At 74.3% G+C, this 19,434-nt stretch carries 12 protein-coding genes; 7 read left to right on the forward strand and 5 right to left on the reverse strand.

The window, feature by feature from the left end:
- Nucleotides 1-174: 174 nt before the first annotated feature.
- Nucleotides 175-1,911, forward strand: a complete 1,737-nt coding sequence (locus tag ACF9IK_RS35720; RefSeq protein WP_395298215.1) for an amidase — start codon at nt 175-177, stop codon at nt 1,909-1,911.
- A 133-nt stretch (nt 1,912-2,044) separates the two neighbouring features.
- Here ACF9IK_RS35720 and ACF9IK_RS35725 read toward each other — a convergent pair whose 3' ends face one another.
- The 3 genes from ACF9IK_RS35725 to ACF9IK_RS35735 form a co-directional block, all read right to left on the reverse strand.
- The gene (locus tag ACF9IK_RS35725) at nt 2,045-3,226 is read right to left on the reverse strand and encodes a cytochrome P450 family protein (RefSeq protein ID WP_395298216.1); all 1,182 of its coding nucleotides are present in this window, start codon (nt 3,224-3,226) and stop codon (nt 2,045-2,047) included.
- A 233-nt stretch (nt 3,227-3,459) separates the two neighbouring features.
- Complete coding sequence (locus ACF9IK_RS35730; RefSeq protein WP_395298217.1) at nt 3,460-4,062, reverse strand: CBS domain-containing protein; 603 nt, start codon at nt 4,060-4,062, stop codon at nt 3,460-3,462.
- Between the two features lie 9 nt (nt 4,063-4,071).
- Nucleotides 4,072-4,767, reverse strand: a complete 696-nt coding sequence (locus tag ACF9IK_RS35735; RefSeq protein ID WP_395298218.1) for a CBS domain-containing protein — start codon at nt 4,765-4,767, stop codon at nt 4,072-4,074.
- A gap of 157 nt (nt 4,768-4,924) precedes the next feature.
- On the opposite strand from ACF9IK_RS35735, the gene ACF9IK_RS35740 reads away from it, so the two are divergent.
- Complete coding sequence (locus tag ACF9IK_RS35740; protein ID WP_395298219.1) at nt 4,925-6,361, forward strand: MBL fold metallo-hydrolase RNA specificity domain-containing protein; 1,437 nt, start codon at nt 4,925-4,927, stop codon at nt 6,359-6,361.
- Nucleotides 6,362-6,516: 155 nt separating this feature from the next.
- Here ACF9IK_RS35740 and ACF9IK_RS35745 read toward each other — a convergent pair whose 3' ends face one another.
- A complete protein-coding gene (locus ACF9IK_RS35745; protein ID WP_395298220.1) occupies nt 6,517-9,240 on the reverse strand; it encodes a GNAT family N-acetyltransferase in 2,724 nt (907 codons plus the stop codon).
- A 154-nt stretch (nt 9,241-9,394) separates the two neighbouring features.
- Between ACF9IK_RS35745 and ACF9IK_RS35750 the strand changes: the two genes are divergently transcribed.
- A complete protein-coding gene (locus tag ACF9IK_RS35750) occupies nt 9,395-9,637 on the forward strand; it encodes a DUF1918 domain-containing protein (protein ID WP_395298221.1) in 243 nt (80 codons plus the stop codon).
- Nucleotides 9,638-9,782: 145 nt separating this feature from the next.
- A complete protein-coding gene (locus tag ACF9IK_RS35755) occupies nt 9,783-10,394 on the forward strand; it encodes a hypothetical protein (protein WP_395298222.1) in 612 nt (203 codons plus the stop codon).
- A 4-nt stretch (nt 10,395-10,398) separates the two neighbouring features.
- On the opposite strand, the gene ACF9IK_RS35760 is transcribed toward ACF9IK_RS35755, so the two are convergent.
- A complete protein-coding gene (locus tag ACF9IK_RS35760) occupies nt 10,399-11,577 on the reverse strand; it encodes an NAD(P) transhydrogenase subunit alpha (protein WP_395298223.1) in 1,179 nt (392 codons plus the stop codon).
- Between the two features lie 103 nt (nt 11,578-11,680).
- On the opposite strand from ACF9IK_RS35760, the gene ACF9IK_RS35765 reads away from it, so the two are divergent.
- From ACF9IK_RS35765 to ACF9IK_RS35775, 3 genes are all read left to right on the forward strand, one after another.
- Nucleotides 11,681-15,250: a hydantoinase B/oxoprolinase family protein gene (locus tag ACF9IK_RS35765; RefSeq protein ID WP_395298224.1), complete on the forward strand. Its 3,570-nt coding sequence runs from the start codon at nt 11,681-11,683 to the stop codon at nt 15,248-15,250.
- 178 nt (nt 15,251-15,428) lie between these two features.
- Entirely contained in the window at nt 15,429-17,792 is a 2,364-nt protein-coding gene (gene ppsA, locus ACF9IK_RS35770) for a phosphoenolpyruvate synthase (protein WP_395298225.1), read from the forward strand.
- An 82-nt stretch (nt 17,793-17,874) separates the two neighbouring features.
- Nucleotides 17,875-18,915 carry a zinc-dependent alcohol dehydrogenase family protein gene (locus ACF9IK_RS35775; protein WP_395298226.1) on the forward strand — a complete coding sequence of 347 codons (1,041 nt, stop codon included), beginning with the start codon at nt 17,875-17,877 and terminating at the stop codon, nt 18,913-18,915.
- Nucleotides 18,916-19,434 lie beyond the last annotated feature (519 nt).

Genomic DNA, 19,434 nt, shown 5'->3' on the forward strand with positions numbered 1-19,434 from the left:
CCGCCTCGATCCCCTCCCCGGTTCGCCCCCGTTGCTGGAACGTTCCAGCATTGCCTAGGATGCGCGCTGCTGGAACGTTCCAGCAGCGCGGGCCGGCTCTGCCCCGGCCAGTGCGCCCGGAGGCGTGACGCCGTGTACGCCCCTGCCCCATCCGAACACCCAGGAGGCACCCGCATGACGCGCGGATTCGATGTTGTGGAGACCGGTATCGCCGACCTCCGGGCGGCGCTGGAGAGCGGGGAGACCACCGCGGTCGAACTGCTCGACGCTTACCTCGCGCGGATCGACGCCTACGACCGGCCCGGCACCGCCACTGCGCTCAACGCGATGGTCGTGATGAACCCGGACGCCCGCGCCGAGGCCGAGGCCTCCGACGCCCGCCGCGCGCGCGGCGAGACGCTCGGCCCGCTGGACGGCATCCCGTACACCGCTAAGGACAGCTACCTGGCGAAGGGACTCACCGCCGCCGCCGGCTCGCCGGCGTTCGAGCACCTGGTCGCCCAGCGCGACGCCTTCGCCGTCGAGCGGTTGCGCGCGGGCGGGGCCGTCCTCATCGGCCTGACCAACATGCCGCCGATGGCCAACGGCGGGATGCAGCGCGGTGTGTACGGCCGTGCGGAGAGCCCGTACAGCGCCGACTGGCTCACCAGCGCCTACGGCTCGGGCTCGTCCAACGGCTCGGGCACCGCGACCGCGGCGTCGTTCGGCGCGTTCGGCCTCGGCGAGGAGACCTGGTCCTCGGGCCGGGCGCCCGCGTCGTACAACGCACTGTGCGCCTACACGCCCAGCCGGGGCGTGATCTCGGTGCGCGGCAACTGGCCGCTCGTCCCGACCATGGACGTCGTCGTCCCCCACACCCGCACCATGGCCGACCTGCTCGAGCTGCTCGACGTCATCGTGGCCGACGACCCGGAGACCCGCGGCGACCTGTGGCGCGCACAGCCGTGGGTGCCGCTGCCCGCGTCGTCACAGGTGCGCCCGGCGTCGTACCCGGCTCTCGCGCCCGCCGACGCCCCGGCGGCACGCGCCGTGCTCGCCGGCAAGCGCGTCGGCGTGCCCGGGATGTACGTCAACGCCGACCCCGACGCCGGCGCCAACCCCGACGGTGGCATCGGCGGCCAGACCGGCCGGCGGATCGACACCCGTCCCTCGGTGATCGCCCTGTGGGAAGCCGCACGCCGTGACCTGGAAGCGGCCGGCGCCGAGGTGGTCGAGGTCGACTTCCCCGTGGTGTCGAACTACGAGTCCGACCGGCCCGGTGCGCCCTCGCTGCTCACCCGCGGCCTGGTCGGCCGGGACTTCCTCACCGTCGAGATCGAGGACCTGTCCGCCTGGGCGTGGGACGACTTCCTGCGCGCCAACGGGGACCCGGAACTCGCCTCCCTGGCAGAGGTCGACGGCGACCGCATCTGGCCCAAGCAGCAGGGTGAACTCCCGGACCGTTACGCCGGGTTCGACGACTCGATCGCCGACTACCCGCGCTTCGTCCGCGAGCGCCCGTACGCGTCCTTCACCGACATGCCGCACCTGGAACAGGGGCTCCGGGGGCTGGAGGAGACGCGCCGGGTCGACCTGGAGGAGTGGATGGACGGCCTGGGCCTGGACGCCGTGGTGTTCCCCGCGGTCGCCGACGTGGGACCGGCGGATATGGACGTCTGCGAGGCGTCCGCCGACCTCGGCTGGCGCAACGGCGTCTGGGTCGCGAACGGCAACCTGGTGCCCCGGCACCTCGGCATCCCGACGGTGACCGTGCCCATGGGCACCATGGCGGACATCGGCATGCCGGTCGGTCTGACCTTCGCGGGTCGTGCCTACGACGACAACGCACTGCTGGTTCTGGCCGCGGCCTTCGAGGCGACGGGTGCGCGCCGGACGGAGCCGGCACGCACGCCGCGGCTCGCGGCGCAGTGACGGCGTCGCCGGCTGAGGCCGGCCCGCCGTTGTCCTGGCGCCGGCGCCAGGACAACGGCGGACCACCCGTCGAAGCGGTCGGCGACGGGCAGGACCTTGCGGGAATCCCCGCGGTTCCCCGCGCCTCGGGCGTCTACAGACCCACCGGCAGGGCGACCAGGCCACGGACCAGTCGGGACTGCCGCCAGACGAGTCGGTCGGCGGGGGCCGCCAGCCGCAGACCGGGGAACCGCTCCAGGAGGACGCCGAGCACGATCTCGATCTCCGCGTGGGCCAGCGGTGCGCCGAGGCAGCGGTGGATCCCGTGTCCGAAGGCCAGGTGACCGGCGGCGTCCGCGCGGCGGAGGTGGAGCCGGTCGGGGTCGGCGAACCGCGCCGGGTCACGGTTCGCCGCGCCGGGGCACACGAAGACCGCGCTGCCGGCGGGTACGTGGTCGCCACCGAGGTCCAGCTCGTCGGGCGCCCAGCGCCAGGTGGCGATGCTCACCGGGGAGTCGTAGCGCAGCAACTCGTCGACGGCGGCCCGGACGCGGTGGGGGTTGGTGCGCAGGTGGTCAAGTTCGGCGGGGTGCCGGAGCAGCGCCAGCACGGCGTTGCCGATCGCCGCGGAGGTGGTCTCGTGGCCGGCGACCAGCAGCAGCACGGCCAGGGAGAGGAGCTCGTCCTCGTCGAGCCGGCCGGCGTCGTCGTCGTGGACGGCGATCAGGTCGGAGAGCAGCGAGCGGTCGGGGCGGGCGCGCTTGCCGGTGATCAGGTCCGTCATGTAGGCGGCCAGGGCGTGGGAGGCGGCGTCGATCCGGTGGTGGTCGCCCGTGGCGAACAGGTCGGTCGACCAGGCGCGGATCGACGGCCGGTCGGCCGGGGGGACGCCCAGGAGTTGGCAGATGACGGTGACCGGTAGGGGGCCGGCCAGCTCCTCGACGAGATCGACCTCGGTGCCGGGTTCCCAGCGGCTGACGAGCTGTTCGGCGAGTGATCGGATGTAGGGCCGCAGTCCGTCGACCACGGTGGTGGTGAACGCTCTGGTGACCAGGCGGCGCAGCCGGGTGTGCTCCGGCGGATCGGTGGCGAGCATGGTCCGGGCGACGGCCGGATGCAGGGACCGGCCGGACGGCCTGTCTGCGAAGTACGCGACGGTGTCCTTCGACAGCGGGGCCGTGAAGGCCTCCCGGGCGGCGTCGTAGCCGGTGACGACTGCCGCGGTGCCGGCCTTGCCGTGCATGGGGATCCGGAGGACCGGCGAGTCGGCGCGCAGGGCGGCGTAGGTCGGGTACCGGTCGCGGTAGAACGCCGGGTCGGCGAAGGGGGAGGTCATGGTGGTGATCCCTGTGCCGCTTCGAACGCCGTCCGCCGTTGGGCGGTGACGATGCCGCGGACGATGTCGGAGGTCCTGTAGTGCCGGAGGCCGAGCCTAGCCAGTACGCCGCGGCTCGAAGGCCACAGGCCTGCCGTCCGCCGTGCGAACGGCGTCGCACCGGTGCGCCCGGCGAAGGCTCGGCCCGGCCGCCCTCCGACCCCGTGGGCGGTTCGTCGGTGCCGACCTCCCGGTCAGGCCGGCGCGGCGAGTCGCAGTTCGACGCCGACCACGCCCGGTACGGAGCGCACCAGGCGTTCCAGGAGGGGTGCGGAGACGGTGTCCGTCAGTTCGCCGGTCAGGGTGATCCGGCCGTTCTCGGAGCGGACGTCGGTGTCCACCGCGGAGCTCGGGCCGAGGGTGGCGACCAGTTCGAAGCGCACCCGGTCGGCGAGCTCGCGGTCGTCGCCGAGGTAGACCTTCAGCAGGTCCCCGCGGCTGACGATGCCGACCAGGTAGTCCTCCTCGTCGACCACCGGGAGCCGCTTGAGGTGGCCGCGGGCCATCGTCCGGGCAGCCTCGTTCAGGGGGCTGTCGGGGTGCACGGTGACTGCGGGGACGGACATCATCCGTCCGGCCGTCAGGGCGCCGGCACGCTCGGCGTCGCGGTCACGGGCGGTGATCAGGTCGGCCTCGGAGACCACGCCGATCACTCGGCCGTCGCCGGTCAGCACGGGGACGGCGCTGACCTGCCAGCGCTGCAGGGTCTCGGCGATCTCGCGGAAGTCGGCGTCGCGGCCGACGGCGACCACGGCGTGGGTCATGACGTCGGCGACGACGCTCGGTGTGCTGGTCATCGTGGCCTCCTACGACGCCGCGCGGTAGGCGCGGGGGTGTTCCAGGGCCTGCTCGGTGTCGTCCTCGGCCCAGTCGAGGGTGGTGTGGACGGCGACCACGCCGTCGACGGAGCGGCAGAGCTGTTCGGCGATCGGGATCAGGCTGCGACGCGGCAGCCGCCCCTCCAGGGTGACCACACCCTCCTGCACCGCCACGCGGACGTCGCCGGGCGCGACCCACAGCGTTTGGCCGAGCACGTCGTGGTTGATCTCCTCGCGGATGGCCGCATCGTGCCGCAGGAAGACCTGGAGCAGGTCGCGGCGGCTGACGATGCCCACCAGGCGTCCGATCTCGTCGACCACGGGCAGCCGCTTGACCTTGTGCCTGTCCATGGCGCGCGCGGCCTCGGGGACCGACCAGCCGGGGCGGGCGGTGACGGCCGGGCTGGTCATCAGCCCGCCGGCCGTCTCGGCCTCGGCGCGGGCGCGGTCCTTGGCGTCCAGCCACCGGCCGGGGTGGCGGCCCTCCGGGTCGGGCAGGACGGCCTCCTTGCGGATCAGGTCGGCCTCGGACACCATGCCCAGCGGTCGCCCCTGGTCGTCGACGACCGGGATCGCGGTGATGTCGTTGCGGTGGAACAGCGCCGCGATCTCCTTGAACGGCGTGTCGGGCCGGGCGGTGACGACCTCGTGGGTCATCACGTCGTTGACGCTGCGATGCTGCATCGTTCTCACTCCTCCTCCGGTGGTCCCGTTATCACTGTCCGCCCGTCGGAGACGGGCGGACAGGGCCGTACGGTCCACGCCACAGGGTCGTTCCGGCCCGGGACACCGCCGCCGAAGCGGGAGACGATGGGGGGACCCCGCACCCTGGAGGTCGGCCATGACGACGGACGGTACGACCGACCGCGGCGGCCCGCGGACGCAGCCCAGGCCGGGCCTGTTGACCTTCCTCGGCGGCGTGGGCACCGTCACCGGCAGCAAGTTCCTGGTCGAGACCGACCACGCCCGGCTGATGATCGACTGCGGCCTGTTCCAGGGCCTGGCCGAGCTGCGCCGGCGCAACCGGCGGCCCCTGCCGCTCGACCCCGCCGACGTACGGGCCGTCGTGCTCACCCACGCCCACCTGGACCACTGCGGCTACCTGCCCCGCCTCGTCCGCGACGGCTTCCGCGGCCCGGTGCTCACCACGCCCGACACGGCCCGGATCGCCGAGCTGATCCTGCGTGACAGCGCCCACCTCCTGCGCGAGGAGGCGGACCACGCCAATGAACACGGCTGGTCCAAGCACCGGCCCGCCGAACCGCTCTACGACGACGAGGACGTCGAGAACGCCCTGCGGATGTTCGACCCCGTCCCGCTCGACACCGACGTCGAGATCGTGGCCGGCATCGTGCTCCGGCTGCACCGCGCCGGACACATCCTCGGCTCGGCCTGGGCGCACCTGGTGCTCGAAGACGGCCACACCATCGCCGCCAGCGGCGACCTCGGACGCCCCGTCCACCCCCTGTTGCGCCCGCCCGCCCCCTTCGGCGGCGCCGACGTGCTCCTCATGGAGTCGACCTACGGTCACCGGCACCACGAGGAGTCGGCCGCCCGCGAGTGGTTCGCCCGGGCGCTGGAGCGGACACTGGGACGCGGCGGGACCGTCGTGATCCCGTCCTTCGCCGTCGACCGCACCGAGGTCGTGCTGCACCGGCTCACCGAGCTGCGCCGGGCGGGTCGGCTACCGGCCGACGTGCCCGTGTACGTGGACAGTCCGATGGCCCTGGCCACCCTGCAGATCTACCGGGACGCCTTCGCCGCCGGCTCCGACCAGCTGCGGCCCGACGTCCTCGCCGAGGGTTCGTCCGCCCTGGACCCCGCACCGTTCACCCCTGTCCACTCGCTGCAGGAGTCGCTTGCCCTGGACCGCGCCCACGGCCCGGCGGTCATCGTCTCCGCCTCCGGCATGGCCACCGGCGGCCGTGTCGTCCACCACCTGCGACGCCTGCTGCCGGACTCCCGCAACACCGTCGTCGTGGTCGGCTACGCCGCGGAGGGCACCCGCGCCCGCGACCTGGTGGACGGCGCACGCGCGCTGAAGATGTACGGGACGTACGTGCCGGTTCGCGCGGAGGTCGTGAACGTTCCCGCGTTCTCCGCGCACGCCGATGCCGCGGAGATCATCGACTGGCTCCGGGGAGCCCCGCCCCCGAGCGCGGTGTACCTCGTCCACGGCGAGCCGGAGGGGTCGGAAGCACTGCGCGACCGGATCGACCGCGAACTCGGCTGGACGGCCGTGGTGCCCCGCTCGGGCGAGCGGGTGCTCGTCCGATGAGCCGGCGCGCCTGTCGGGGGTGACGGCGACTGCCGGCCTGCCCGTGCCGTGGCGTCATGCCGTGGCGGGCCCGGGCCCGTCCTGGAGGCGTGCCGGGTGGGACGGGGGGAAGGTGCCGGCGGCCGTGCCGTCGGGGATGCCGTGCTTCCCGGTGTTCACGTCTCCTCGGTGGCTGCGGGGCGCCGGAGCCGCCGCAGGTAGGGGTCGAAGGACGGGCGGCGTTCGAGGCGCACCCGTGCGTCCACGCACACGGCACCGTCCGGGCGGACGATGACGGGGTTGAGGTCGGCTTCGGCCAGTTCCGGGAAGTCCTCGGCGAGCCGGGACAGCCGCGTGAGGACGGACCGCAGCGCGGCGAGGTCGACGGCCGTTTCGCCGTTCTGTCCCAACAGCATTGGTGCGCTTCGGAGTTCGGTGACCATGGTGGTCAGGTCGCGTTCGCTGAGCGGGGCGAGCCGGGCCGCCCGATCGGCCAGTACCTCGGTGGCGGTGCCGCCGAGGCCGAGAACGACGAGCGGGCCGAAGACCTGGTCCTGGACCACGCCCGCGAGCAGTTCCACGCCGGGGGCGGCCATCGGCTGGACCACCGCTCCGGCCAGCTCGGCGCCGAACCGCCGTACGAACTCGCGGTAGGCGGACCGCACTTCGGCGTCGTCGGCCAGGCCGGTGCGGACGGCGCCGGCAGCGCTCTTGTGGACCTGCCCGGGCCAGTACGCCTTCAGGGCCACCTTCCCCTCGTGCCCGCGCGTGCGCAGGGCGGTGGCGGCGGCGGAGGCCGTCGGCTCGTCGCGGGCCCACACCGTCGTGGTCAGCGGCAGCCCGTAGGACTCCAGCAGGTCGGCGGTGGACAGCGGGTCCAGCCAGCCTCCCCCGGGGTGGGCGGTCAGGTAGCCGTCGACCAGGCTGCGGGCGGTGCGCCGGTCACAGCCCGGGGCGCCGGCGGGAGCGGAGGGGGGCTCGGCCAGCCATCGGGCGCGGTCCCGGGCGTGCGCGAGGGCACGGGCGGCGGCCACCGAGTCCGAGTAGGTCGGCAGTGCGCCGCCGTCGGCGCAGGTGCGGTAGCGGACGGGTACCTGCTGGTCGAGGAGGACGGCGACGACCGGTACGCGGCGGCGGGCCGGGCCCTCCAGCAGGGCGTACACCGGGTCCTGGCCGGTGGAGGCTTCCAGCGCGGTCGGCACCAGGCACACCAGGATGGCGTCGATGGCCGGTTCGTTCTCCAACGCCCTGAGGAGATGGGTCAGTTCGAGCGGGGTCACCGCGGCGGTGGTGTCCACCGGGTTCCGGACGGAGGCGCCGGGCGGCAGCACCCTGCCGAGTTCTGCCGGGAGCTCCGGCAGTTCCAGTCCCGCCTCGGCGCAGGCGTCGGCGGCCAGGATGCCGATGCCGCCCGCGTTGGACACCACGGCCACCGCTCCGCGCGGCGCCGGTGGCGGCTGGGCGTGCAGCAGGGCGGCGGCCTCCACGAGTTCGTCGACGCTGCGGGTCGCGGTGATGCCGGCCTGCCGGAACAGCGCCTCCCTGGCGACGGTGGGGGTGGCGGCGGCCGCGGTGTGCGAGGCCGCGCCCCGTCGACCGGCCGTGGAACGGCCGGCGTCGACGGTGAGCACCGGGATGGTGCGGGTGACGCGGCGGGCGGTACGGGCGAAGGCGCGAGGACTGCCGAAGGATTCCAGGTGCAGCAGTGCGAGGTCGGTGCGGCCGTCCGACTCCCACCACTGGAGCAGGTCGTTGCCGCTCACGTCGTACTTGTCGCCGAGCGAGACGAAGCTGGACACCCCGACGCCCAGCCAGGCCAGCCGCTGCAGCAGTGCGATCCCCACGCCGCCGCTCTGCACGGCCACACCGGCGGTGCCGGGTCTGGGGAAGGCACCGCCGAACTCGGCGTCCAGGCGGACGGCAGGGTCGGTCTGGGCCATGCCCAGGCTGTTCGGGCCGACCAGGCGCATGCTGTGGCGGCGGCAGGCCCGTACCAGCCCGCGGGCCTCCTGCGCACCGAGGCCCGAGGTGAGCACCACCAGCGCCCGGACCCCGGCGGCTCCGCATTCCTCGGCGACACCGGGGACGGCGTCGGCGGGCACGGCCAGCACGGCGAGGTCCGGTACTTCGGGCAGCGCACGGACCGACGGGTAGGCGGGCTCGCCGTCGATCTCCCCGGCGTGCGGGTTGACCGCCCGGACCGGGCCCGCGAAGCCGCCCTGCCGGATCTTCCGGAGGACGGTCCGTCCGACCGAACCGGGCCGCCGGGAAGCGCCGAAGACCGCGACCGAGGCTGGGCGCAGCAGGGTCGTCAGGCTCGCGACGTCGGCTCGGCGGCCGCGCTCGTCCACGGCGGAGCGGTAGCGCTCGTCGCGCTCGTCCAGTGGTACCCGGACCCTGACCTCGCCCTGCTCGTACCGGCGCTCGACGGGAAGGCCGAGGTGGGCGAAGACCCGGTGCACGGCCTGGTTTCCGGACAGCGTGTCGGCCTCGAAGAAGCGGACGCCGGCGGCGCGGGCGGCATGCACCAGGTGTTCCAGCAGCAAGGTGGCCACACCCCGGTGGTGCCAGCGGTCGGCCACCGCGAGGGCCAGCTCCGCGGTCTCCGGCGGTTCGTCCAGCGGCTCGCAGTCCGCCTCGCCGATCAGTTCATCGCCCGCCCAGGCGCCGAGCGCCAGCAGTCCGGCGCGCGGCGGCCCGCAGAGCCGGTCGGCGGCCTGTTTCGGCGCGTTGCGGCTGACTCCGAAGAACCGCATCCGGAGACTGTCCTGCGACATCCCCTCGGCGTGCAGTTCGACCACCGCCCTGTGATCGTCCGGGCCGAGCGGCCGGATCCCGACGGTGGTGCCGTCGGTCAGCAGGGCCTCGGCGCTGGTCTGCGACGGGTGGACGGTGGACATGGCGCACCTCCTGTCCTTGGACCCAGCCTCGGCGCCCGCCTCGGTCCTCGGAAGGGTCGACCGGCCCCAGTCGGAGCCGGCGCTTCGGTGGTGTCATGGAGGTGTGCGGACAGCCGGGCCGTGCCCGGGCCCGCGCCGACCGAGGGAGGACGACATGAGAGCCGCCGTGGGGGACCGCATCATCGTCCAGGCCACCCGGCCGGGCGCGGCCCGCAGGGACGGCGAGATCGTCGGCCTGCACCATCCGGACGGCAGTCCGCCGTACGACGTGCGCTGGTCGGACGACGGCCGGGTGACGGAGTACTTTCCCGGGCCGGACACCCGGATCCATCACTTCGAACACCGTCCGGGGGGTGCTGCGGCCGCGCCGCCCCACCCGCACCTGCCCGCCGAATGACCGCCCCGGTCGTGCCCGGATCCTTCCGGCACGACCTGCTGCACCGCGCGCGCTGCCAGGTCGTGACGGTGCCGGCCCCGTCCGGCCGAGACGGGCGCGCGCCGGCGGGGCGACACTGGTCGGGGGCCGAGGATGGAGTGAACGGATGTCCGACGGCGGAGACGGCACGTACCGTGCGCTGATCGCAGAACTCGCCGGTCTGGTCCGGCTGGCACACGGGGCACTGCGCGGCGCGACGGCTGCGCTGGTGGACCCGGTGGGCCCGGGCGACGCGATCCCGGTGGCCGAGAAGGCCCTGGCCGAGCTGCGTTCCCGGATCGAGGAGGACGCCGCCGGGGCGCTCGGCGGGCGGGCCGGAGTCGTCGTCGCCGTCCACGTGGGCACCGAGGTGGAGGCCCTGGGGCAGCTCGCCCAGCGGCTGCTGGAGGCAGGCTGGGCCCGCCAGGATCGGGAAGCGCTCGGAGAGCACCTGCGGATCCCCCTGGGCGGCCTCGCCGACGCGGCTCTGGAGCTGGTCGCGAGGGCGGCCGACGTCCTGGAGTCGGCAGCGCCCGGAGGCGTCGCGGACGTGCTGACGGGGCTGCACGAGGTCGGGCAGCGGCAGCGGCTGCTGTACGAGCTGCTGCTCCGCGAGGACGGGGCGGACCTGGCCGACGTGACCGACCTCGTGCTGCTGTCCTGCTGCTACCAGCAGTGCGCCGACCGGGCCGGGTCGATCGTCCGCCACGCCGCGCTGTTCCCGCACCTCGGCGGCTGAGGCCCTACGGGAGGCCCGCGACGGCGGTCGCCTCCCTCAGCAGCCGGCTGGTCGGCCCGTGCCGTACGGCGCCCCGGTCGGTCACCAGCATCGGGCCGAGGACCGGGTCCATCGCGAGCGGCCCGCCGCGCGCGAGCCGTTCGAGGAGCGCCAGCACGTTGTGGGCATAGGCGCGGGAGGCGGTCCCGGGCGCCTGGGCGGCGAGTTCCGCGGCCCCGATCACGGTGACCCCGTCGCCGACCAGCGTGGTGGTGTCCGGCAGGACGCCTTCGATGGTGACGCCGTCCGGACCGGCCGCCAGGTCCACCAGGACCGACCCGGGACGAAGCCGTGCGACGGTCTCCGTGCGGAGCAGGACCGGGGGCGTCCGGCCCGGCCGGGTCAGGGCCGACACGACGACGTCGTACCGGACGGCGGCCTCGGCGAGCCCGGACACCCACGCCGGACGCTCGCGGTCGAGGGCCGCCCACGGCTCGCGGCCGTCCGCCACCGGGCGCCACCCGGGCAGGTCCAGCAGGTCCGCCCCGAGGGCACCGGCCGCCGCCCGCTCGGGCTCGCGCCACTCGACCGCGCCGACCAGTGCACCCAGACGACGGGCGGTGTCGATCGCCTGGAGCCCCGCGGGTCCGGCCCCGATCACCAGCACCCGGACCGGGGTGAACAGCCCTCCCGCCGTGCCCCAGGGCGGGAGGCAGCGGTCCAGCCGGACGGCGGCGAGCAGCACGGCGCGGTAGCCGGCCACCCGGGCCTGGGAGGCGTCGGCGTCCACGGCGTACGCGGCTGACAGGCGGGGCGCCAGGTCGAGGCCGATCGCCGTCACGCCCCGTTCCGCCCACTTCCGGACCAGGTAGGGAATCCGCTGCGGCCGCAGCAGCGCGGCCAGCACCTGCCCGGGGTGCAGGTCGCGGTCCGGGTCGACGTTGGGCGGGTGGATGCCGAGCAGCACGTTCGAGCGGCCCAGCAGCTCGGCGCGCCCGGCCGGGACGGCCCCCGCGGTGCGGTAGTCGGCGTCGTGGTGGCCGGCCAGGGCGCCGGCGCCGCGTTCGACCAGGACCGTCCCGCCGAGGCGGGCCACGGCGGGAACCAGGTCCGGTACGAGGGCCACCCGGCGCTCGCCCGGGGACGTCTCCCGCAGGACACCTGCTGTCGTGGCCGTCATCGCCGCCTCCAGGTCACCCTCCATGCCCAGTATGTTCCGTTTGCCCGGGTGGTTCGCCCGGTCGGATACTCGTGCGCAGGGTTACTCGCGCACAGGACGCCAAGCGGCACGGCGGAGGGAGCCGGTCATGGCCTCCAGGGGCTGGCAGTTCTGGGTGGACCGGGGCGGGACCTTCACCGACGTCGTCGCCCTGGCACCGGACGGCCGGCTGACCACGCACAAGCTGCTCTCGCACGACCCGGCCCGCTACCGCGATCCCGCCGTGGCGGGCATCCGGGCGCTGCTGCCGCCCGACGCGGACCTCGAAACCGACGTCGAAGCGGTCCGGATGGGCACCACGGTGGCGACCAACGCCCTGCTGGAGCGCACGGGCGAGCCGACCGTCCTGTGCATCACCCGCGGGTTCGCGGACGCGCTGCGGATCGGCTACCAGAACCGGCCGCAGATCTTCGCCCGCGAGATCGTGCTGCCCGAGCCCCTGTACGCCCGGGTGGTCGAGGTGGACGAGCGGATCACCGCCGACGGCGAGGTGCTGCGCCCGCCGGACCTGGACCGGCTCGCCGAGGACCTGCGCGACTGTCTGCGCGACGGTGTCCGCTCCGTCGCCGTGGTGTGCCTGCACAGCTATCTGCACCCCGCGCACGAGCAGGAGATCGGGCGCCTCGCCGAGCGGCTCGGCTTCGAGCAGGTGTCGCTGTCCAGCGAGGTGAGCCCGCTGATGAAGGTGGTGCCGCGCGGGGACACGGCGGTGGTCGACGCCTACCTCGATCCCGGTCTGCGCCGTTACGTGCGACGGGTGGCGGACGAACTGGCCGGGGTTCGGCTGATGTTCATGCAGTCCAACGGCGGCCTGGCCGAGGCCGGACACTTCCGGGGCAAGGACGCGATCCTCTCCGGACCGGCCGGCGGCATCGTGGGCATGGTGCGGATGTCGGGGCTCGCCGGGTACGACAGGGTGATCGGCTTCGACATGGGCGGCACGTCCACGGACGTGTCGCACTTCGCCGGTGAGTACGAGCGGGTGGTGACCACCCGGGTCGCCGGCGTGCGCCTGCGGGCGCCGATGCTCGCGATCCACACCGTCGCGGCCGGCGGCGGCTCCGTACTGCGCTTCGACGGCGAGCGCCTGCGGGTCGGCCCGGACTCGGCCGGCGCGGACCCCGGCCCGACCTCCTACCGCAACGGCGGGCCGCTGACCGTCACCGACGCCAACCTGCTGCTCGGCCGGATCCAGGCCGAACACTTCCCGCACGTCTTCGGGCCGGAGGGCGACCAGCCGCTCGACCGGGAGCTGACCGAGCGCCGGTTCTCCGAACTCGCCGACACCATCGGCGGCATGTCGACGGAGGAGGTCGCCGAAGGGTTCCTGCGGATCGCCGTCGGCAACATCGCCAACGCGATCAAGCGCATCTCCGTCCAGCGGGGCCACGACGTCACCCGCTACGCGCTGACCACCTTCGGCGGCGCGGGCGGGCAGCTCGCCTGCCCGGTGGCCGAGGCGCTGGGGATCCGCACCGTCCTCGTCCCGCCGATGGCCGGGGTGCTGTCCGCCCTCGGCATCGGCCTGGCCGACACCACCGTCCTGCGCGAGCACGCGGTCGAACGCCCGCTCGCGGACGAGGAGATGGCCGCCGTACGGGCCAGGGCGGACGATCTGGCCGCAGCGGCCACCCGCGAACTGCTCGGTCAGGGTGTCCCGGAGGACCGGATCAGGCTGACCCGGCGCGCGCGGCTGCGCTACCGGGGAACCGACACCACGATCGGCGTCGCGCTGGGCGAACCCGTGGACATGAGGGGGGAGTTCGAGCGGCGGCACCGGGCCACCTACTCCTTCCTGATGGACCGACCGCTCGTGATCGAGGCCCTTGCCGTCGAGGGCACCGGGCTCACCGAGCAGCCCGGACTCGACGCCGTCCTCCCGGCGCCCTCGGAACCCACCCCGCCCGCCACGGTGTCCCTCCGCACCGGCGGCGAGTGGCGCCGGGTCCCGCTGCTGGAACGCGGGTCGATGCGGGCGGGGGACACCGTCACCGGCCCCGCCGTGATCGCCGAGGCCAACGCCACCACCGTCGTGGACGACGGCTGGCAGGCCACGGTCACCTCCGCCGGGCACCTCCTCGTCGAACAGGTCCGGGACCCGGCCGAGGAGGCCGTCCCCACCGCCGCCGACCCCGTCCTCCTGGAGGTCTTCAACAACCTCTTCACGGCCATCGCCCAACAGATGGGAGCCCGGTTGGAGTCCACCGCCCAGTCGGTCAACATCAAGGAGCGGCTGGACTTCTCCTGCGCCCTCTTCGACCCGGACGGGAACCTCGTCGCCAACGCCCCGCACATCCCGGTGCACCTGGGCTCGATGGGCACCACCGTCAAGGAGGTGATCCGCCGCCGCGGCCCGAAGCTGCGCCCCGGCGACACCTACGCGGTCAACGACCCGTACCACGGCGGCACGCACCTGCCCGACATCACCGTGGTGACGCCGGTCTTCGACCCCGACGGGCGGGACGTCCTCTTCTTCGTCGCCTCCCGCGGCCACCACGCCGAGATCGGCGGCATCACCCCCGGTTCGATGCCAGCCGGCAGCCGGGCCATCCACGAGGAGGGCGTGCTCTTCGACGACTGGCCCCTGGTGGTGGACGGGCGACTTCGCGAGGCGGAGACCGTGCGGCTGCTCACCGAGGCGCCGCACCCCTCCCGCGACCCGGACACCAACCTCGCCGACCTGCGCGCCCAGGTCGCCGCCAACCGCAAGGGCGTCGACGAGGTGAACGCGATGATCGACCACTTCGGCCTCGACGTCGTCCAGGCCTACATGCGCCACGTCCAGGACAACGCCGAGCAGGCCGTCCGGCGGGCCATCGACGGCCTCACCGGCGGGGCCTACCGCTACGAGACCGACTCCGGCGCCGTGATCGCCGTCGAAGTCCGGGTCGACCGCGAACAGCGCACCGCCACCGTCGACTTCACCGGCACCTCACCCCAGCTCGACAGCAACCTCAACGCCCCGTCCGCCGTCGTCACCGCCGCCGTGCTGTACGTCTTCCGCACCCTCGTCGCCGAGGACATCCCGCTCAACGACGGGTGCCTGCGCCCACTGCGGATCGTCGTGCCGCCCGGCTCGATGCTCGCCCCGGCGTACCCGGCCGCCGTCGCGGCCGGCAACGTCGAGACCTCCCAGGCCATCACCGGCGCCCTCTACGCCGCACTCGGCGTCCAGGCCGAAGGGTCGGGCACGATGAACAACCTCAGCTTCGGAAACGAGCACCACCAGTACTACGAGACCATCGCCTCGGGCTCCGGCGCAGGACCGGGCTTCGACGGCGCCGACGTCGTGCAGACCCACATGACCAACTCCCGCCTGACCGATCCCGAGGTCCTGGAGTTGCGCCTGCCCGTCCTCGTCGAGGAGTTCGCCGTACGCCCGGGCAGCGGCGGTCACGGCCGCCGGCACGGCGGCGACGGTGCGCTGCGCCGGCTGCGCTTCCGCGAGCCGATGACCGTCAGCATCCTGTCAGGCCACCGTCGCGTCCCCCCGTACGGCCTGGCCGGCGGCTCACCGGGCGCGCTCGGCGGCAACCGCGTCCTGCGCCGCGACGGCACCACCGAGGCCCTGCCCGGCTGCGGCAGCGCCGATCTCGACGCCGACGACGTCCTGGAGATCCGCACCCCGGGCGGCGGCGGTTATGGGAGCCCGTCGTAGCCCCGCCCGGTCCTGCGGGTGGGGCCGAACGGCCCCGGCTGCGGTGACCGTCCGGGCCGGTGCCCCGGGGCGAACGCCCCCGCGCGCACCGGCCCGCCCGGAGGGACAGTGGCAGGGACGGAGTCCTCGGCGGGCCCGGCGCCGCGAGGGCACACTGCGAGCGCGTCCGGAGGCAGTCATGCGCCGTGTCATCCGTTTCCACGACCTCGGTCGGGAGGACGTCGGCGTGGTCGGCGGCAAGAACGCCTCGCTGGGCGAGCTGATCACCGCGCTGGGCCCCGCCGGGATACGCGTGCCGGACGGCTTCGCCACCACCGCCGACGCCTACCGCGAGCTGCTCGACACCGGAGGCCTGCGCGAGCGGATCGCCGAACACGTCGACCGGCTTCACGGGGGCGCCCCGCTGTCCGAGACCGGCGCGGCGATCCGGTCCGCCGTGCTGGCCACTCCGCTGCCCGCCGCACTGGAACAGGACGTCCTGGAGGCGTACGGCCACCTCGCGCGCGAGGCCCGGCGGACGGACCCGGACGTGGCGGTGCGCAGCAGTGCCACCGCCGAGGATCTGCCGGAGGCGAGCTTCGCGGGCCAGCAGGAGACCTTCCTGAACGTCCGGGGGCCCGAGGCCCTGCTGGACGCCTGCCGGCGCTGCTTCGCCTCGCTGTTCACGGACCGGGCGATCGACTACCGCGAGCGGATGGGTTTCGACCACCTCTCCCTCGCGCTGTCGGTCGGCGTCCAGCTGATGGTGCGCTCCGACCTCGCGGGCGCCGGGGTGGTGTTCACCCTGGACACCGAGACCGGGTTCCCGGGCGTGGTGGTCGTCAGTGCCGCGTGGGGGCTGGGCGAGACGGTGGTGAGCGGCCAGGTGGACCCGGACGAGTACACCGTGTTCAAACCGGTGCTCAAGGACCACCACCTCGACCCCGTGGTCCAGGTGCAGCTCGGCGCGAAGCGCCGAAAGGCCGTGTACGGCGCGGACGGCTCGACCACGACCGTCGACACCGACGCCGACGAGCAGGCCCGCCCGGTGCTCGGGCGGGGTGACATCCGTACGCTGGCCGAGTGGGCGGTGGCCGTCGAGGAGCACTACGGCTGTCCGATGGACCTGGAGTGGGCCAAGGACGGCGTCACCGGCGGGCTCTTCCTCGTCCAGGCCAGACCGGAGACGGTGCAGTCCCGCCGGCACGGCGAGGTGCTGCGCCGCTTCCGGCTGACCGGTACGGGCGAGCGGCTGGTGGACGGGATCGCCGTCGGCGAGGCCATCGGCGCCGGACCGGTGTGCGCGCTGGCCGAGCCGGTCGGTCTCGAACGCTTCCCGCAGGGCGCCGTCCTGGTCACCGAGATCACCGATCCCGACTGGGAGCCGCTGATGAAGCGGGCCTCCGCGATCGTCACCGACCACGGCGGCCGCACCTCGCACGCGGCGATCGTCAGCCGCGAGCTGGGCGTGCCGGCGCTGGTCGGCACCGGCACGGCGACCGCGGTGCTCACCGACGGGCAGGAGGTCACGGTCTCCTGCGCCGAGGGCGCGGAGGGGCACGTCTACCGTGGTCCCGTCGCGTACGAGGCCACCGAGACCGACCTCGGCTCGTTGCCGGCCACCCGCACCAAGGTGATGCTCAACCTGGCCGACCCCGGCGCCGCGTTCCGCTGGTGGCGGCTGCCGGCGGACGGCGTCGGCCTGGCGCGCACCGAGTTCGTGGTGGCCCACCAGGTGCGCGTCCACCCGATGGCGCTGCTCCACCCCGAGCGGCTGTCCGCCGAGGACCGGCGGCTCGTCGAGGAGCTGACCTACGGCTACCCGGACCGGACCGACTACTTCGTCGACCGCTTCGCCCACGGCGTGGCCCGGATCGCCGCCTCCCGCTGGCCGGACCCGGTCGTGGTGCGCACCAGCGACTTCAAGACGAACGAGTACGCCAGGCTCGTCGGCGGCGCGCCCTTCGAACCGGTCGAGGCCAACCCGATGATCGGCTGGCGCGGAGCCAGCCGCTACTACGACCCCGGTTACCGGGAGGGCTTCGCCCTCGAATGCCGGGCACTGCGCCGGGCCCGGGACGAGCTCGGGCTGACCAACGTGGTCGTGATGATCCCCTTCTGCCGCACCCCGGAGGAGGCCGACCAGGTCCTCGCTGTGATGGCCGACAACGGGCTGACGCGGGGAGCGAACGGCCTGCGCGTGTACGTGATGGCGGAGATCCCGTCGAACATCCTGCTCGCCGACCGGTTCGCCGAGCGCTTCGACGGCTTCTCGATCGGCAGCAACGACCTCACCCAGCTCACCCTCGGTATCGACCGCGACTCCGGCCTGCTGGCCCACGTCTTCGACGAGCGGAACCCGGCCGTCACCCAGAGCATCGAGTCCCTGATCGCCACCGCCCACGCGGCCGGGCGCCACGTCGGCCTCTGCGGCCAGCGCCCGAGCAACGATCCCGACTTCACCCGCTTCCTGGTCCGGGCCGGGATCGACTCGATCTCCGTCACCCCCGACAGCTTCGCCGCCGTCAAGCGTGCCGTGGCGGCCGCCGAGGAGGGGCGTTGACCGCAGGCGTCCGAGCGGTCGCCGGCAAGGTGCCGCTCCGACCCGGCCGGCTGGTCGGACGGCGGACACGAAGGAGGCGGCGATGAACACGGCGGGCACCGTACCGGCGGCGACCGAGGGCTGGGTGGTGGAGCACCCCGGGCCGATCGGTGCGGCGCATCCGGCACCGCTGGTGTGGGAGAGGCGGTCACTGGCCGCACCCGGGCCGCACGAGATCCTGCTGGAGGTGGAGGCCTGCGGCGTCTGCCGCACCGACCTCCACCTCGCCGAGGGTGACCTCCGCCCCCGGACCGCGAGGTGCACGCCCGGACACGAGGTGGTCGGGCACGTACGGGCGGCCGGCACCGCGGTCGAAGGGTTCACCGTCGGGGACCGGGCGGGGGTGGCCTGGCTGGCCGGTACCTGCGGCAGCTGCGCCTACTGCCGGAGCGGGCGGGAGAACCTCTGCCCCGATTCGCGCTACACCGGCTGGGACCGGCACGGCGGGTACGCCGGACACGTGACGGCCGACGCCCGGTTCGCCTACCGGCTGCCCGAAGGTCCGCCGGCCGAGGAACTCGCCCCGCTGCTCTGCGCCGGGATCATCGGCTACCGGGCCCTGGAACGGGCCGAACTGCCGGTGGGCGGCCTCCTGGGCATCTACGGGTTCGGCGCGTCCGCCCACCTGACCGCCCAGGTCGCCCTCGCCCGGGGCGCCCGCGTGCACGTGTTCACCCGCGGCGCGAACGCACGGCACCTGGCACTGCAGCTCGGCGCCGGCTTCGCCGGTGACTCGTTCGACCCGCCCCCGGCACCGCTGGACGCCGCCATCCTCTTCGCCCCGGTCGGCGAACTGGTGCCGGTCGCACTCGCCGCCCTGGACCGCGGCGGCACGCTGTCCGTCGCCGGCATCCACCTCAGCGACATCCCGGCGCTGAACTACCAGCGGCACCTCTTCCAGGAGCGCACGCTGCGCAGCGTCACCGCCAACACCCGGGCCGACGGCCTGGCGTTCCTCGCGGAGGCGGCCCGCACCCGCCCGGCGGTCCACGTGACCCGCTACCCCCTGCGGCAGGCGGACAGCGCCCTCGCGGACCTCGCCGCCGACCGGGTGACGGGGGTCGCGGTGCTCGTCGCGGAGTAGCGGAGGAGCGGAGGAGCGGAGTCGCAAAACGGCACCGGGCGGGACGACCGCGCCACCCGGCGAGCTGCTGCTCCGAGCCCGGATCCGTCGATCCGACTCGTGGAGAGCGGGATCTCGCCGGTCCCGAAGGCAAACGGCCTCGCGCACCGCCCCGGGCGGGACGGGCGCAGCGGGCGCAGCGGCCGGCGTCTGGTCCAGGGAGACGGGTGCCGGCGGTCTCGAAGCAGCGGGCCGGTGCGCCACGGGCCGGACGGCCCCTCCGACGGGGGCGACCGGTCCTTGGACGGGGCCGGTCCTTCCGGGCACCGTGAGGTGAAGGGGGCAGGGAGTGAGGGGAACCCGTCATGACACCCGACACCACCGCCGCCCGACCGGAGGTGGCCGTGCACCCGACCGGCCGGGACGTCGAGAGCGCAGTCGAGCGCGTCGAGGCGACCGAGGACCAGGCCCGGGATCCTCGGCCGGGCGATCCGAGCCCTCGCCCAGGGCCTGGAGGAGGTGCGACCAGGAGCCCGACCC

Origin of the sequence: Kitasatospora hibisci, from assembly GCF_043950205.1 — a bacterium.
GTDB classification, from domain to species: domain Bacteria; phylum Actinomycetota; class Actinomycetes; order Streptomycetales; family Streptomycetaceae; genus Kitasatospora; species Kitasatospora hibisci.